Genomic DNA, 16821 nt, shown 5'->3' with positions numbered 1-16821 from the left:
ATTTGTTCGCTAATCCAACGAATTGATCCAATGAGCGATCTTTAACGCATCGGCCTCCGGAACATGCGGCATCGGCGGCATAGGGGTGGCATAATCCGGCCAGTTTTCCGGTCTGGGCGTATAGATCAACTCCACAATCTCCGCTGCGGTATACTTTCGCTTCGCTACATCCTTATACGCCGGTCCTACCTGCCTGCTATCTTTGTTGTGACAGGCGATACAGGTATACTTCGAAAGCAAGGAGCTAACCAACGCTTCGTCCGGTACCTCCGAAGCACCACCGTCCGCAACAGGCACGGCCTCCGAGACCGCTGACCCTGTCGCCGGTTGTGCAGGGGCCGATTGGGAGGGGGATGCAAAAGCAATCATGTCATTCGCCTGTAGCGGCATACCCGCTGGTACTTCATTCAAGGTATAGTATGCAGCCGGATGAACCAAGGCATGGACACGATCTCGTTCGCGAATTCCATCCAATCGAATGTGATGAATGTGGTATCGCTTCAAGCCAGTAATTTTCAAGCGTACCCCCATGCCATCGGCTGAAAGCTGTACACCCTCAACCCTTGCCGATTCATTGCTTACCGGAGGACTACCGTAGACGGGGTGGTATTTATAGGTAAACGTCTCTACACTGTAAGCATCCGGATTTTTTGCCGTGAGGGGATCAACGGGGAGTGTAAACCGGATATCAAATCCGTCCGGCATCGCCTTGATGTCCCGGATTTCGAAAGGTACCTCTCCATTCCATACCAGCCGCTCCAGGCCCTCGTTTGCATCCCCTGCAGAACCCCAACCCCGGTTGGTCTCGCCCACAAACAAGGAGCCATCCAAGCCCCAGGCCATGCGCATCACGCCCGACCGAAAGCCACTTCTGAAATCAATGGATGCCCCTTGCAAAACCCCGTTTACTTCCTCCATCATTACCCGCATGATTTTACTTTGTCCCTGATCTCCTACCAACAATTGCCCGGAAAACGGAACGAACGCACCCTCCGGGATTTTAATGGGCTCCGACGTGGAAATGCCGTGAATGCCATAGGGCAACCAAACGGCAGGAAGGGTAATTTGCGGCAAGCGTTCTTTCGCCTGGTACAGGGTCAGGAAATCCTCGTCGACGATATTTTCTGGCTTGATGTACCGCCCTTGTGCGTTTTTGACCTTTCGGGGATCCACCACGGCGTGAAACTCTTCTGCGCTAAGGGCCACAGGAGAATTTTCCAGCCCCGCCCAGGTAAGCCCTGCCGGGTGCCCGGAAAAAGAGCCCTTTTGGATGTGCCAAATCCCTCCGGATGCCATGTAATCCCCCTGGTTTTCGGTATAAAAAAGCTTGCCATCTATGTAGCCCAGCCCGGCAGGAGAGCGCATCCCGGTCGCCCATGGCTCCATGTTGCCATCCGGACTGATTTTCATGATCCAGCCTCTAAAGGGCACCCGGCTTTCCCCTCTCCACCATTCCTCGTTTCCAAAAGCCACGTTGCCGGAAACATAGAAGTTCCCCGCTTCGTCCATCACGGGTCCGTAGCTGTATTCGTGGTAATGGCCCGATACCGGCCAACTAAAAACGGTTGTATACCGATCCGCTCGGCCGTCCTGATCGGTATCCTCTAGCTTGGTCAATTCTCCCCGTTGGGAACAATAAAACGCGCCGTCCCGGTAAACCAATCCCAGGATTTCGTGCAAGCCCGAAGCAAATTTTCTAAAATAAGGCCGCTGACTGCCCGGGTTTTCCACCACATATACATCGCCTCTTCGGGTAGCCACACCCAGGTTTCCGTTTGGTAAGACCGTTAAGCCCCCCACTTCCAACAAGAGACCCTCGGGAGCGCCAACCCGCAAAATCTTGAAATAATCCTCCTCCATGGGCGATTCCTGACCGAATGCGGGCAGAAAAAATAGCCAGGTTAGGGAAGCCAGAACCAGCAGCGCCATTGAATTTTTTATTCGTTTCATCGTACTTGTTACCATCGTATTCAAAACCATAAACTATACGCGATGTTTTCCTTCGCCGGAATCAATAATTCCTGCTGCCCTTCACTGCTACGTATTGCAGGAAGCAATGCGCTATCTCCGCCAAGCTTCAGGTAATACGCCTTGTCTCCAACCAGAAATAAGCCTTTTCCGAGATCGGTGATTTGGTCGGCAACGGCCAGGCGGAGGTACGTGTTTTCGAGCGACCCGGTCAAGTGCAGGATTCGTCGAATGCCTTTCCGGTCCTCTAACGGCTCCAGCGAATCTTCCACCTGCAGGCCAAACGCTTCGTACAAAAATTGCAAATCATGGGCCTCGGTACCTACCCGGTATCCGTTTGTACGAAACTTACTTCCCAGTGTATCGGAAGGCCATGCTTCCGCGAGAGAACCTAACCGCGCCAGACTCAGGGCGGGTGTACCCAGGTGGACGACTACGCCCATCGGTCGGGAAGAACCGTCACCCCGGCTGTGCCACATAGGGGTCGCATTTAGAAACCCACCGGTCCAAACCTGCACCAGGCTTCCGTGATCCATGTCGTAGGTATAATTCACCTGCTGCGGCGAGCCTACGGATACGGCATGGGTGACCCGGTAGCTACCCGGTATATCCATGAAACTTCGCAGGACCGGCCGCTCGTTGGGATCCACCAGTATGGGGTCCGGGCCCCTTGTTCCCAAAAGTGACTGATCCGAGAGCGTCACCGGACGGATGCCCGGACCGGCAATTTCTGCACCCAAATGGGCCGCCACCCAATCCTGAACTTTGAGATAAGCCAGGTCAAATGCATGCCTTCCTGCCTCCAGATACATCTCCGCCGAAAGATTTGCTCCGCCGGAAGTACCTACTTCTTTTCCGTTGATGGACACGTTTCCGCTTCCTCCTGGAAAATTGAACTGAAAGGAGTAGTTTCCTGCCGTTTGCACGTCCAACTGGCCCCGGTATCGAATCACAAACTGACCTGCATCGCCAGCCATTGAGGCCGTAAGTGCTTTCAAACTACCGGATTTAGTTGCCTGCAATGCGGTAAAATCAGGTGCCGCGTCAAACTTTCCGCGATACATCGCATAGGACAGATCACGTAGTTCAGGAGCTGGGTTATCAAAAGCGGTTATCCGAAGGTTGCGAAATGCCACCGCACCATGATCTCCCTGTATGCGCAGGGGGCCACGGCTCACTTCCTCCGCAGCCATGGCTCCCCGGGTTGGCCCGAAAAGCTCCACGTCCTCGTGTATGGTCACCCCATTTAATCTCACAAATAAAATCCGGGCATTTTCTATCTTCTTTCCAGCGGCATCAAATCTGGGCGCCCGGAAGGATACCGAAAGCGTTTGCCACAACCCGGGCGCCTTACTGGCGTTCTGCCGGGGTGCATATCCCTGATAGCCTTTTTGACCTTCCGGTTGGCGCTCGTCCCAGCGCTCGTAAATGCCTCCATTGTCAGCGGCGCGTGGCGTAGTTACACCCCAGCTATCAAGGATTTGGATCTCGTACATTCCCTGTAGGTAAATTCCCGAATTGGCGCCACTAGCCACCAGGTACTCTACTTCGAGGTCCAGGTCCCCATAGGTCGCTCGCGTGAACAAATCCCGTCCGTTATCTTTATCCGTGGGGAGATTCACCAATACGCCGAATCCATCGATGATATCCAGTCTTCCTTTTTCTGATAGGTCTGCGATGACATCGCCCGCTACCTGCCAGGTTTTGCCGGGTTTTTCAAAAGCCTCGAGATCGGTAAAGGAAACGGTGTCCTGAGCGGCTGCATTGAATGCCGAAGGAACGAGAAAAAGGAATAATACTATTCCACCGATCATGGAACGAATGCTTCGGAAATGGGCCATAGCGTATGGATTAAAACCAACGTGATACGAATATACAGGCGACAAAAGTAGCTTTTTTATTGGAAAAAAATAACCCAATGTGCTTTTTTGAAAATGCCCGATAGTGCTCGATTTGGCCCAATTTCATTGGTTTACCGGTAATTTTATTTATTTTGTCAACATACCGTTAAAAAAGCACAATGAAGGTACATACGATTTTAGGAGCCGGTGGCAATATTGGTACCGGTCTGACCAGTAAGCTGGCAGAATCCTCCCTTTCGGTCCGCCTGGTAAGCCGGCATCCCAAGCCAATTACTGGCAAGGAAGCGTTGATTACAGCCGATTTATTGGAGGCTGGCGAGGTGAACGAAGCGGTAAAGGGCTCTACCATTACCTACCTGGTAGCCGGGATCACCTACCGGGCAAAAGTTTGGGAACAGCAATGGCCAATAATCATGAAAAACGTGATTGCAGCCTGCAAAACCCATGGATCCAGATTGGTTTTCTTTGACAACATGTATGCCTACGACCCCGCCGAGGTGGGCGCCTTGCATGAAGCTACGCCTATCCGACCGAAAAGCAGAAAAGGGGCTGTGCGGGCGGCCATTGCCCAATTGATTTTGGATGAAATCGCCCAGGGGCAACTAACGGCCATGATCGTTCGTGCAGCCGATTTTTACGGGCCGGGAGCAACATCCAGTATGGTACACGAAACCATTATTAACCGCATGAAAAAGGGCAAACAGCCTCAATGGATGTACAACAAGGACAAAAAACACTCCTTTACCTTTATTCCCGACGCGGTAGAAGCGACTGCTTTTCTCGCAGTACAGGAAGATGCCTGGAATCAGATATGGCACCTGCCTACCGCCAAGGCCTACCCCTCTGCGCAGACAATTGCTACATTTCTGGGGTCGAAGTTGGATCAACCCGATAAAATTCAGGTGCTACCCGCCTGGGCCATCGGGTTGCTGGCCCTATTTATGCCACTGATGCAGGAAATCAAGGAACTTAGGTACCAGCTCGATGAAGATTATTGTTTCGACAGCAGCAAAATTGAATCCGCATACGGATTGCAACCTACTTCCATCGAAGCCGGTTTGGAGGCCTGCCTCGACAGGGATTAATCCAACCGCAAGGTGCAAGAAGGCACCTCTTTCCCTACCATTCACTCGTTACCCCCTTCGTTATGAAAGACAGACTACCAGGAATCAAACTTTTTGATTTAAGCAACAGAAAAGCCATCGTTACTGGAGGCTCAAAGGGATTGGGCCTGGCCATGGCAGCCGGGCTGGCTTCGGCTGGGGCAGATGTTCTGTTGGTCAACCGGAATGCAGCTGATGGAGAAAAAGCCGCAGCTGTCTTATCCGAAGCGTTTGGCATACGGGCCCTTTCCTTTGCGGCGGATATTAGCAAAGAAGAAGAAACCGAGGCCATGGCTGCCTATGCGCTGGAGCATTTTGGCCAGATCGATGTGTTGATCAACAGCGCAGGAATCAACATTCGCGGGGCCATTGACGAACTTAGCCTGGAATCCTTCAATCAGGTACAGTCCGTCAACGTAACCGGCACCTGGCTGTGCAACAAGGCCGTTATCCCCTCGATGAAAGCGCGAAAATCCGGAAAGATCATCAATCTGGCGAGCACCCTGGGCTTGGTAGGTCTTGCAAACCGTACGCCCTACACGGCTAGCAAAGGGGCAGTCGTGCAAATGACCCGGGCCCTGGCCATCGAACTGGCTCCTTTTGGCATCCTTGTAAATGCCATTTGCCCGGGGCCCTTCTTAACCGAAATGAATATACCCGTAGCGGATGATCCGGCGACCCGGGATTTTATCATCGGCGCTACGGCCCTTGGACGCTGGGGCGAGCTAAAGGAAATACAGGGTGCCGCCCTGTATTTGGCCAGCGATGCAGCCAGCTACACCACCGGTAGCATGCTCACGGTGGATGGAGGATGGACGGCAAAATAAGCTACCCGGTAAGGGTACACCTTCCCCTATTCCAGACGTTTAATCGAACGAATTGCTACGGGATCCAGCAAGTATTGGTCCTGGTCGGGGAGTTGTTGGATGCGTTGTACCACGTCCATCCCGCGAATTACCTTTCCAAAGGCCGCAAATCCCTGGCCATCCGGATTTCTTTTTCCGCCAAAATCCAATTCCGGCTGATCGCCAATGCATATAAAAAACGAACTCTGTGCGCTGTTCGGTTCGGACCGGGCCATGGAAACGGTTCCATCTTTGTGTAAAAGTCCGGTCTGTTTCGTGGTCTCTAACTGAATAGGAACGCGAAGCAGACTATCGGGTATGTCTCCTCCCTGAATCACTTCGATACGAATTTCCCGTTCAGCTTCATTTCTCGCGTTGCACACCCTAAAAAAATGGGAGTAAGTATAGGCATCGGAAGCTACATATGCCATAAAATTGGCCACCGTAATCGGAGCGCAATCCGGAAAAAGCTCGATTTGAATTTCGCCCAATTCCGTATGGACGACGACATGTAGAGAATCCTGGCAAAAGCCAACCCGAACCAAAGCCAACACCACTACCAGCAACAGCGCCGCTTTTGATGCAATTCCAGATTTTACACCGTTCGTATTTTTCATAGAATTTTACCTTGCTTTTTAATGACCCTATGCCTGTCTGCCTCAGGCACGCCCGATTTAGTGCCATAGTTTATTCCTTACATGCGATTCCATGCCTTTATTGCTGCAACCCTTGCCTGTATTTGGCCTTTTCAAAAATCTGCAAAAGGTTTGTCATTTACAAGGAATTCGATCCTAGCAAACATACTTCTACTCAATACGGGTGCGAATTATGCGTCGAGCAGACCCTGCTCTTTCGCAAAAAGAACTCCAGCAGAAGGCTGGAAGGAGAGAAATCCATATTTGCCTACATTAAATTTTTTCAATACTTATTTTATTCTGCCAACGTTTGAATTGGCAAAACTTATAGACAACGGCTACCTTAAATTCACGATTAAAATGAATTATTTAAATTTTTTTCAGTATATCAAGCGTTTTAATTTATATAAAAAGCTTTTTCATGTATAGTAACGTAAACTATTGAAATATAGCGAATTCATCGACTAGAAATATTATTATTTTAATTTACCTTTGGTTACCGTTCATTTACTTTCTAATTCACGGTATTTATTCAAATTTTATTTCAATCATCAACCAAAACTCAATTTAGAATCATGGAAGAACTAATGGGCACAATCAAAATGTTCGCCGGTAACTTCGCTCCCAGGGGGTATGCCCTCTGCAATGGTCAACTTTTATCCATCAGCCAAAATTCGGCCCTCTTCTCGATCCTGGGTACGACCTATGGTGGAGATGGCCGAAATACCTTCGCTTTACCGGACCTCCGAGGGCGCGTACCCATGGGGCCGGGTCAGGGAACCGGACTTTCAACTCGGACCCTCGGAGAAATGGCGGGTCGGGAGAGCACTACCCTTTCGGTCGCAAATATGCCCGCACACAATCATCCCCTTGTTGCCAACAGTGCCGCAGGAAATACCAATAGTCCTCAAAACGCCTTTCCTGCGTTAAGCGAGGTTCAAATAGACCGATCCAATCCACCCGTAGCAGTAAACGCATACGACAGCGGCGCCAACACCACCATGAGTCCACAAGCCATTGGTGTGGCAGGACAAAGCCAGCCATTTGACCATACGCCTCCCTTTACCGGGATAAATTTCATCATCTGTACCCAGGGAATCTACCCTTCCCGAAGCTAGAAAATGCTTGAGAGAATTCCCCGATCGTTTTTTCGGGGAATTCTTTTTCGAACGAACAATTATTCTTTTTACGACCATGAAGACACTTTTAAAGCACCTGCTTGTTCTAACCTTATCTTTTTTTGGTTGCCAGCTAGTAAAGGCACAAACGACGGTAACATTCAATGAAATTACCAATTACATAGGAACGTTTGGAGAGACCTATGACAACAGCGGTCTGCGATTTTCTGTCACAAAAACCTCCAGTGCCACGGTCAACTCCGGGATAAAAGCCACCCAAAACGATGGATTTATGGGCAGCGTGGCATTGAATGACTCGAACCTCAACCCTAACGGCATTCAGCAATGGAGCATTCGCAAAACGGATGGCTCTTCCTTTCAATTTATAAGCATTTTTCTTCAGGAGGGCGGTGTGGGCGCTTCCACTTCGGGTACCATCCGTGCCTACAAAGCAGGAAACCCGATCGGTGCGGCTAAAGCGATTGACTTTAATTCAGCCACCAATGGCCTGAAGACATTTGACAACGACCCGGACTTTTACGATGTGGACGAGGTGCGGATCAATGCCGAGGACATTTATTTCTTTCTCGATCAGGTTACGACCGGATCACCCTTTTCCCCGTTGGACGAAGATCCTCCCGTAGTTACAGGTATCAGCGTAAACGGAGCCCCTCCCACCACCGCAACAACGGTGAGCTTCACGGTCAATTTTTCAAAAATTGCCCTCAATGTCAGTTTGGATGACTTTCTATTGACAACCTCTGGTACCACCGGAACACTTTCCGCAATTAGCGGTTCGGGAAATAGTTACCAGGTAACCGCAACCGGCATCAGCGGTGAGGGCTTTATTCGATTGGATCTCAAAGGGGGTACCAATATCACCAATGCAGACAACACAGGAGGCGTTCCCGCATTCACCACAGGAAATACCCACACCGTCAGCTCCTGTTTTACCGAAGCTCTGGAAAGTGCTCCGGATGGAAGCACCACTTTTTCCAGCAATGGGTTGTCTTTTTCCCTGGGAACGGGGCTTGAGGTAGAAAGCCGACTGGGTTTTGGTGCCGGGAATTCCAATCGGTTTATAAAAAACACGGACAATCCCGGAAGCTTTTCCATCAGTTCTAGTAGCTTGTTCACGTTGAATACCATCGACCTGTTTCTGTCCGATCTTTCCAACGGAGATAATCCTACCGGAAGCGGCACCCTGACCGTCACAGGTAAAAAAAATGGAGTCGCTGTATTTACCATCCTTAAAACCACCGGGTTTCCGGTCGATGCCACGCTAAATGGCGGGTTTTTTACACTCGATTTTTCCACCGACGGAACAACAAATTTTAGAAATACAAATGTAGACGAGGTGGAATTTACCATTGCCGATGGATTCCAACAATTGCTGATTGACAATATTAACTTTTGTGCAGCAGTGCCCGACACCGATACGGCAGCGCCGGCTGTGCAGCGCATACTGGTAGACGGAAGCCCCAGCAGCACCGCCAGTTCCATCGACTTTTCTGTCCTTTTTGATGAAAACGCCTTTAACCTGAGCCTGGATGATTTTTCATTGGTCACTACCGGAAGCGCCACCGGTACTTTAAATCAACTTACTGGCAGCGGTAGCAGCTATCAGGTAACGGTCACAGGTATTTCTGGTGAAGGTTCTCTTCAACTCCGTCTAAAGAGTGGAACGGATGTTTCCGATGCGCTCGGTAACACGGGTCCGCTGGAGTACGTCAACGGACAAATCCATTTGGTTGGGGCTTGCTTTTCCGAGTCTTTTGAGGATGAAACAGATGGAGCCGTAAGTTTTAGCGGAAATGGAAAGACCTTTGGCCTATCCGGTAATTGGGCGGTAAAAAACCGGATTGGGTTTGGAGCCAATGGATCCGCGAAATTCCTCGAATCCTCCGGTAACGGCCCCTATACGGTACAAGTCAGCGGAACGCCCGTAACCCTGAGCAAAATCGGCCTTTACCTCTCCTCCTTTGCCTCCGGAGTGACGCCTACCAACGATGGCTCGCTGACAGTTACCGGAAAATTGGATGGTACTACGGTCTATACCATCCAAAAAAATACGGGCTTCCCCACCTCCTTTGGCAGCACCGGTGGATTCTTTAGCCTGGATTTTTCAACCGACGGGGCATCCGACTATTCCGGCAACTTCGTTGATGAATTGGTTCTGGAAGTTGGCGGTTCCTTTGCCTACCTGGCCCTGGATAATTTTGATTTTTGCCTGGATACGGAAGCGCCTACAGGCTATTCGGTCACCATCGATCAAGCCGAAATCGGCGCTTCAAACCAGGATCAGATTGGGTTTACCTTCGCCGGGGCCGAAGTGGGGACGAATTATTCGTTTTCATTTGCGAGTTCCGGTGGCGGCACTCCCGTGACAGGCTCGGGTACAATCGGTAGCACCACCGAACAAGTGTCAGGAATCGACCTTACAAGCCTGCCAAACGGACTAGTCGTTCTAACGGTTTCACTGACCGACCTATCCGGAAATACAGGAGCAGATGCCACCGCACAAGTGACTAAGTTTATCAATACCGTTCCTGAGGTTAGTCCGGACCCCCTAACAGCACCTGCCTACCTGGAAAATGCCGCTAACGTTTTGATTGCAGAAAGCATCGTGGCAAGCGACGCAGACGGGGACCAACTCGTTCGTGCCGCCATCCGGTTCGAAGGTTCTGGAAAAATCACAGGCGATGAGCTGAGTCTCGGAGATCCCTCTCCCTTTACCTTACAGGAAGTAGACGATAACACGTTGGAACTGACGGGTACCTCCACCGCAGCAGCCCTGACCGACATACTCCGAGGGTTGGCCTTTCGCTCTACCTCGGACGACCCCACACTGGGAGGGACCGAAACAGAAAGAATTGTTTCCATTGTCGTGGAAGATGCAAATGGAGGCCTATCCGTGCTGGCAAACGGAACCAATAACCTATCCATACCCGTGACAGCCGTCAACGATGCGCCGGAACTCGCCCTTCCGGCCAACGAAACAACGGTCTCCGACCAAGCCCTTACATTTAGCAACGCTGGCGGTAACGAAATTGCTGTAAGCGATCCAGACGCGGGAGCCAATGCCTTACTTGTGGAACTTTCTGTGTCAAACGGCAGCCTGGACCTGGCAATGACCACCGGATTAACCTTCTTAACGGGCACAGGCGCTGGTGATTCTTCCATGGAATTCACTGGAAACCTGACCGACATAAATAACGCGCTGGATGGATTGGTTTTCACCAGTACGAGCGGTTTTGTGGGCGAAGCAATGCTCTCCATTCAAGTCGATGACCAGGGAAATACGGGCACCGGAGGATCCCTGCTAGCAACCAACGATCTATCCATCCAGGTAAACGCTCCCAATGCTCCTCCGGTCGCTTCCGGAGTAACTGCCTCCGGCACGACAGCTGTTGGTGAAAGCCTGACGGGCGCCTATACCTATAGCGATACCGAAAACGACACAGAGACCGGAAGTACCTTTCAATGGTGGCAGGCAGACGACGCGCTGGGAAGTAACGAGACACCAATTACCGGTGAAAACGGACAGGTGTTGAACCTGCTTTCCGGCTATCTGGGCCATTTTATCAGTTTTGAAGTCACTCCATCCGACGGAAACAATGCGGGTACCCCCGTGAAATCCGCCTACCTCGGCCCCGTCTTTGCCCTTCCTGTGGTCACTACAACGACTCCAGCCAGCATCGCATTCGACGCTGCATCGCTGGGAGGCGAGGTGGAAAATGACCAATTCAGTTCGGTAACCGAACGAGGGATTGTTCTCAATACGTCGGGAAATCCAGACCTGACGGACCAAAAAGTCAGCATGGGTACCGGTACAGGTGTCTTTTCCTCCACGGTATCCGGATTGGACCCCAATACCCTGTATTATGTCAGAGCTTTTGCTACCAACACCGCAGGTACTGCCTTTGGTACGGAAACAAGCTTTACCACCGAAAAACAAGAACTTACCCTGGGAGGCACCTTCCAAGCCACAGGCAAAACCTACGACGGAACGGTACAGGCGGTGCTACTTAGCAACAACCTGGAGCTACTCAGTCCACAGACAGGAGATGACGTACAACTCACCGACCTGGTAGTGGCGTTTGCCACTGCCCAAAGCGGAGCCAGCAAACCCGTGTCCATCGTATCGGCAGCCTTAAGTGGTGCAGATGCCGATAAGTACACGCTGACACTTTCCGGTGCCCCAACCGGTAGTGCCAATATTAATCCGAAACCATTGAGCATCGATGCTACAGAAGGCTTATCCAAAACCTATGGGAGCGTGGATCCCACCTTTACCTTTGTCTCCAGTGGATTTGTAACTGGGGAAGACGAAACGCTAGTAACTGGAGCACTTAGCCGCGAGCCCGGAGAAAATGTCGGCAGCTATGCACTGACTTTAGGTGACCTAAGTGCCGGTGGAAACTATACGCTGGACTTTACCCCGGCCGACTTTACTATCAATCAACAAACACTCAGCATCACCGCAGATGCAGCCCAAAGCAAAACCTACGGCGAATCCGATCCAACCTTTGCCTTTAGCAGCAGCGGTTTTGTAAATGGGGAGGACGAATCCATACTGACGGGTGCACTAAGTCGAGAACCTGGCGAAGATGTGGGCAGCTATGCGCTGAACCTGGGCGACCTAAGTGCCGGTGGAAACTATACGCTGGACTTTACTCCGGCCGACTTTGTCGTCACTCAACAAACACTTAGCATTTCCGCCAACGCCGGTCAAAGCAAAACCTACGGGCAAGCCGATCCAACCTTTGCCTTTAGCAGCAGCGGTTTTGTAAATGGGGAGGACGAATCCATACTGACGGGTGCACTAAGCCGCGAGCCGGGCGAAGATGTGGGCAGCTATGCACTGACCCTGGGTGACCTAAGTGCCGGTGGAAACTATACGCTGGACTTTACTCCGGCCGACTTTAGCATCAATCAACAAACTCTCAGCATTTCCGCCAACGCCGGTCAAAGCAAAACCTACGGGCAAGCCGATCCGACCTTTGCCTTTAGCAGCAACGGTTTTGTGAATGGGGAGGACGAATCCATACTGACGGGTGCACTAAGCCGCGAGCCGGGCGAAGATGTGGGCAGCTATGCACTGACTTTAGGTGACCTAAGTGCCGGTGGAAACTATACGCTGGACTTTACTCCGGCCGACTTTGTCGTCACTCAACAAACACTTAGCATTTCCGCCAACGCCGGTCAAAGCAAAACCTACGGGCAAGCCGATCCGACCTTTGCCTTTAGCAGCAGCGGTTTTGTAAATGGGGAGGACGAATCCATACTGACGGGTGCACTAAGCCGGGAGCCGGGCGAAGATGTCGGCAGCTATGCACTGACCCTGGGTGACCTAAGTGCCGGTGGAAACTATACGCTGGACTTTACTCCGGCCGACTTTAGCATCAATCAACAAACTCTCAGCATTTCCGCCAACGCCGGCCAAAGCAAGACCTACGGGCAAGCCGATCCGACCTTTGCCTTTAGCAGCAGCGGTTTTGTAAATGGGGAGGACGAATCCATACTGACGGGTGCACTAAGCCGCGAGCCCGGAGAAAATGTCGGCAGCTATGCACTGACCCTGGGTGACCTAAGTGCCGGTGGAAACTATACGCTGGACTTTACTCCGGCCGACTTTGTCGTCACTCAACAAACACTTAGCATTATTGCCGATAACGGCCAAAGCAAGACCTACGGGCAAGCCGATCCGACCTTTGCCTTTAGCAGCAGCGGTTTTGTAAATGGGGAGGACGAATCCATACTGACGGGTGCACTAAGCCGGGAGCCCGGCGAAGATGTGGGCAGCTATGCGCTGAACCTAGGCGACCTAAGTGCCGGTGGAAACTATACGCTGGACTTTACCCCGGCCGACTTTGTCGTCACCCAACAAACACTTAGCATTTCCGCCAACGCCGGTCAAAGCAAAACCTACGGGCAAGCCGATCCAACCTTTGCCTTTAGCAGCAGCGGTTTTGTAAATGGGGAGGACGAATCCATACTGACGGGTGCACTAAGTCGAGAACCCGGCGAAGATGTGGGCAGCTATGCGCTGAACCTGGGCGACCTAAGTGCCGGTGGAAACTATACGCTGGACTTTACTCCGGCCGACTTTGTCGTCACTCAACAAACACTTAGCATTATTGCCAACCCCGGTCAAAGTAAAACCTACGGGCAAGCCGATCCGACCTTTGCCTTTAGCAGCAGCGGTTTTGTAAATGGGGAGGACGAATCCATACTGACGGGTGCACTAAGCCGGGAGCCGGGCGAAGATGTGGGCAGCTATGCACTGACTTTAGGTGACCTAAGTGCCGGTGGAAACTACACGGTAGACTTTACCCCGGCCAACTTTAGCATCAATCAACAAACTCTCAGCATTTCCGCCAACGCCGGTCAAAGCAAAACCTACGGGCAAGCCGATCCAACCTTTGCCTTTAGCAGCAGCGGTTTTGTAAATGGGGAGGACGAATCCATACTGACGGGTGCACTAAGCCGCGAGCCCGGAGAAAATGTCGGCAGCTATGCACTGACTTTAGGTGACCTAAGTGCCGGTGGAAACTACACGGTAGACTTTACCCCGGCCAACTTTAGCATCAATCAACAAACACTCAGCATCACCGCAGATGCAGCCCAAAGCAAGACCTACGGGCAAGCCGATCCGACCTTTGCCTTTAGCAGCAGCGGTTTTGTAAATGGGGAGGACGAATCCATACTGACGGGTGCACTAAGTCGAGAACCCGGCGAAGATGTGGGCAGCTATGCGCTGAACCTGGGCGACCTAAGTGCCGGTGGAAACTATACGCTGGACTTTACTCCGGCCGACTTTGTCGTCACCCAACAAACACTTAGCATTTCCGCCAACGCCGGCCAAAGCAAGACCTACGGGCAAGCCGATCCAACCTTTGCCTTTAGCAGCAGCGGTTTTGTAAATGGGGAGGACGAATCCATACTGACGGGTGCACTAAGCCGCGAGCCCGGCGAAGATGTGGGCAGCTATGCGCTGAACCTGGGCGACCTAAGTGCCGGTGGAAACTATACGCTGGACTTTACTCCGGCCGACTTTGTCGTCACCCAACAAACACTTAGCATTATTGCCGATACCGGCCAAAGCAAGACCTACGGGCAAGCCGATCCGACCTTTGCCTTTAGCAGCAGCGGTTTTGTAAATGGGGAGGACGAATCCATACTGACGGGTGCACTAAGCCGCGAGCCCGGAGAAAATGTCGGCAGCTATGCACTGACTTTAGGTGACCTAAGTGCCGGTGGAAACTACACGGTAGACTTTACCCCGGCCAACTTTAGCATCAATCAACAAACTCTCAGCATTTCCGCCAACGCCGGCCAAAGCAAAACCTACGGGCAAGCCGATCCAACCTTTGCCTTTAGCAGCAGCGGTTTTGTAAATGGGGAGGACGAATCCATACTGACGGGTGCACTAAGCCGGGAGCCTGGCGAAGATGTGGGCAGCTATGCACTGAACCTGGGCGACCTAAGTGCAAGTGGAAACTATACGCTGGACTTTACTCCGGCCGACTTTACTATCAATCAACAAACACTCAGCATCACCGCAGATGCAGCCCAAAGCAAGACCTACGGGCAAGCCGATCCGACCTTTGCCTTTAGCAGCAGCGGTTTTGTAAATGGGGAGGACGAATCCATACTGACGGGTGCACTAAGCCGGGAACCCGGCGAAGATGTGGGCAGCTATGCGCTGACTTTGGGTGATTTGAGCGCCGGTGGAAATTACGTTTTTTCACTGGCAGAAAGCCAATTCCAGATTTTACCAAAAACCAAAAACGGAACACTGGTACTGGATGCCAACGGAATGGGTTTATTAGAGCCTTCCCTACTATTGGATCAACCCCTGTCTGCCGGACAGACGGTGATTCTGGAAACGAGTAATTTCACCTGCACGAATCTGGGTACCCAGGAAATAGACGTTACCATTCGCAACCCGAACGGACAGTTGTTTTCATCCACAGCAATGCTGCGCGTGGAGGATCAGACAGCTCCCGTCCCGATTACTAGCGACTTACCCTTGTTGCAGTCCGAATGCAGCATCGAAAGCCTGGAACCGCCAACTGCTCTGGACAACTGCGGAGGCATCGTTACGGGAACAGCGGATCTTGAATTACCGATTCCAGCGAGTACGGTAATTACCTGGACATTTACCGATAGGACTGGAAACAGCAGCACCCAATTGCAGGAGGTCATCATCGAGGATACCACGGCTCCGGTAATCGAATCGGTTCCTACGGATGAAACCATTTACTTAAACGGAACCTATGTATTACCGGACTTCACCGAAATAGCGGTAGCGCGAGACAATTGCGAATTGTCCCAATTCGTACAACTACCAGCGGCAGGCACGCAATACACCGATTCAGAAACAATCCGGATTCAACTAATTGCAACCGATGCGGAAGGAAACGAAAGTAAAGTTGAATTTGAACGTCGTCTACTAAATCTCAACCTCATCGAAATCGAGGATCCGGCATTGCTGTCCATTGCCTGGAACAGTCCGTTGGAATCCGTAGTTTTTCCGGAAACGATACAGGCACAACTTAGCAATGGAGAGATGGTCGACCTTCCGGTTCATTGGACGCTACCCGTACTGGATACCAAAATAGCCGGTTTGTACCAGTATTTCGGAGTACTGGAGCTGGGCGAAATTCAGAATCCGGATCAGCTGGAACCCATTCTCAGCATATTGGTGACAGACAAAGCGCTTCCACAGGAAATCACCTTAACCAGCGATGCGTTTGAAGCAGATAGTGATCCGGGGACAAGCATTGGAACCTTGAATACCCTGGACCCTGCGGACGACGTGCATGCCTATTCCCTGATTCCTTCCTCGGGTGACAACCAGTACTTTGGAATTTCGGGAACCGAACTATTCTGGAACAGCCGTGAAGCGCTCCCTGGAAAATCCACCTTTACCGTAGAAATCAGTAGTACGGACCGAGCCGGGAACACCCTCACGCAGACATTCACGCTGCGTAGAAACCGAATGGAATTGGAAGCCATTTCGGTACCAAACACGTTTACGCCCAACGGGGACGGTTTCAACGACGACTGGGGAATCGACGATCTCCGGTATTACCAAGGAGCAAAAGTGGCCGTTTATGAACGCAGCGGCAAACGCGTCTTTTACACCGAAAGTCCGGATATACGTTGGGATGGAACCTATCTCGGTAAGAAGCTGCCGACCGGCACCTATTTCTGGGTGATCAGCCTGGATGAAACCAACGAAACCCGCAGAGGCGTGCTTACAATTTTTAATGATTAATTAA

Annotated in this window: 7 protein-coding genes; 4 read left to right on the top strand and 3 right to left on the bottom strand. The window is 51.5% G+C overall.

Going from position 1 to position 16821, the window contains the following annotated elements:
* Positions 1-9 precede the first annotated feature (9 nt).
* Together GCU44_RS16090 and GCU44_RS16085 are read right to left on the bottom strand one after the other, a co-directional pair.
* Entirely contained in the window at positions 10-1950 is a 1941-nt protein-coding gene (locus GCU44_RS16090; protein ID WP_154857641.1) for a hypothetical protein, read from the bottom strand.
* A gap of 20 nt (positions 1951-1970) precedes the next feature.
* The gene (locus GCU44_RS16085; RefSeq protein ID WP_154857639.1) at positions 1971-3809 is read right to left on the bottom strand and encodes a 3-keto-disaccharide hydrolase; all 1839 of its coding nucleotides are present in this window, start codon (positions 3807-3809) and stop codon (positions 1971-1973) included.
* A gap of 179 nt (positions 3810-3988) precedes the next feature.
* Here GCU44_RS16085 and GCU44_RS16080 point away from each other — a divergent pair, with 179 nt between their 5' ends.
* The gene (locus GCU44_RS16080) at positions 3989-4915 is read left to right on the top strand and encodes an NAD-dependent epimerase/dehydratase family protein (RefSeq protein ID WP_154857637.1); all 927 of its coding nucleotides are present in this window, start codon (positions 3989-3991) and stop codon (positions 4913-4915) included.
* A 62-nt stretch (positions 4916-4977) separates the two neighbouring features.
* A complete protein-coding gene (locus tag GCU44_RS16075; RefSeq protein WP_154857635.1) occupies positions 4978-5760 on the top strand; it encodes an SDR family NAD(P)-dependent oxidoreductase in 783 nt (260 codons plus the stop codon).
* Between the two features lie 26 nt (positions 5761-5786).
* Here the strand turns inward: GCU44_RS16075 and GCU44_RS16070 are convergent, their stop codons facing one another.
* Positions 5787-6395 carry a peptidylprolyl isomerase gene (locus GCU44_RS16070; protein ID WP_154857633.1) on the bottom strand — a complete coding sequence of 203 codons (609 nt, stop codon included), beginning with the start codon at positions 6393-6395 and terminating at the stop codon, positions 5787-5789.
* A 593-nt stretch (positions 6396-6988) separates the two neighbouring features.
* On the opposite strand from GCU44_RS16070, the gene GCU44_RS16065 reads away from it, so the two are divergent.
* Positions 6989-7531 carry a phage tail protein gene (locus GCU44_RS16065; protein WP_206670850.1) on the top strand — a complete coding sequence of 181 codons (543 nt, stop codon included), beginning with the start codon at positions 6989-6991 and terminating at the stop codon, positions 7529-7531.
* A 76-nt stretch (positions 7532-7607) separates the two neighbouring features.
* Positions 7608-16817 (top strand): MBG domain-containing protein, encoded by a 9210-nt coding sequence (locus tag GCU44_RS16060; protein WP_154857629.1) that lies wholly within the window; start codon positions 7608-7610, stop codon positions 16815-16817.
* Positions 16818-16821 lie beyond the last annotated feature (4 nt).

The organism is Cyclobacterium xiamenense, assembly GCF_009467825.1.
Taxonomy (GTDB): domain Bacteria; phylum Bacteroidota; class Bacteroidia; order Cytophagales; family Cyclobacteriaceae; genus Cyclobacterium; species Cyclobacterium xiamenense.
Note: the sequence above shows the minus strand (reverse complement) of the source record. Positions and strands in the feature narration are given on the sequence as shown.